The 1,286-nt window shown below is 62.8% G+C and carries 1 protein-coding gene; it reads left to right on the plus strand.

Annotated elements, in window-relative coordinates; all coding sequences use genetic code 11:
• The first annotated feature begins 84 nt into the window (after positions 1-84).
• Positions 85-1,229, plus strand: a protein-coding gene (locus ABW18_RS00010) for an IS3 family transposase (protein WP_373279128.1) whose coding sequence is annotated in 2 segments (ribosomal slippage) — positions 85-352 and positions 352-1,229 — 1,146 coding nt in all. Because the reading frame shifts where the segments join, the coding sequence is not laid out codon by codon here.
• Positions 1,230-1,286 lie beyond the last annotated feature (57 nt).

A 1,286-nucleotide genomic window follows, 5' to 3' on the forward strand; every position in this document is an offset into this window, starting at 1 on the left:
GGTGGCGTGTCCCCCGTGAGCCGGTCCGGGTTGTTTTAGAGTCCTGATTGCCCTGATGAGGGCGGAGAAGGGACGATGAAGAACATGGCAGGACGCAAGCGTCACTCGGCGGAGGACATCGTGCGCAAATTGCGCCGGGCCGATGAGTTGGCCGCGGAAGGCAAGACCGGCGAGGAGATCGCTGCCGATCTCGAGGTGTCGGCGGCCACGTTGTACAACTGGCGCCGCCAGTACGGCGGTATGGACGGCGACGCCGCGAAGGAACTCAAAGAGCTGCGCGAGCAGAACAGCCGACTCAAGCGGCTGCTCGCCGATGCCGAGCTCGAGAAAGACGCGCTGCGGGAGATCGCCAAGGGAAAATTCTGAGCCCGACCGCCAAACGCGCCGCCATCGACATGCTCAAGGACGTCAAGAACATGTCAGAACGCATGGCGTGCAAGGTAGTTGGGCTTTCCCGTTCCGCCTATCGACGGCTGCCGCAAGCGCACACCCCGGCCGACCCCGACGCCGCACTGCGCGAGCAGCTACGCACGTATGCCCGCAAGAACCCCCGGCACGGGTTCCGGCGCGCGTGGGCACACCTGCGCTTCGACGACGGCATCGAGATCAACAAGAAGAAAGTGCATCGGTTGTGGAAAGAAGAGGGCCTGCAAGTGCGGCGCGCTCGGCGCCGCAAACGCGCCGGCCAGTCATCGGTCCCGGTCGTTGTCGCGGACGCACCGAAAGTGGTGTGGGCATTGGACTTTCAGTTCGATTCCACCGTGGATGGGAAGAAGATCAAGATCGCGTCCATGGTTGACGAACACACCCGGATGTCGTTGCTGAACATCGTGGACCGCTCGATTCCGGCTGAGCGGTTGATCGAGGAGTTGGAGAAGACGTTCGCGATCTGGGGTGGCCCGCCGATGGTGCTGCGCATGGACAACGGCCCTGAGTTCATCTCAGAAGCCCTGCAGGCGTTCTGTGCAGGGTCGGTCGGGATCTCCTACATTCCGCCCGGCACACCGTGGAACAACGGGTTCATCGAGTCGTTCAACAACCGGTTGCGCGACGAGTGTTTGAACCGCAACTGCTGGCCCACACTGATCGAGGCCCGCGTGGTCATCGACGACTTCAAAGACGACCACAACCACCGACACCGGCACTCAGCGCTGGGCTACCAAACGCCGGCCGAGTACGCTGCCGGATGCACCCACCAACATCACCCCGTGGGCTGCGAGATCGACTGACGATCACAACAAGGAACTGGCTCTAGAACTGCCTGGACCGGTTATCGGGGACCTGCC

It is taken from the genome of Gordonia jacobaea (assembly GCF_001186365.1).
GTDB classification, from domain to species: Bacteria; Actinomycetota; Actinomycetes; order Mycobacteriales; family Mycobacteriaceae; genus Gordonia; species Gordonia jacobaea.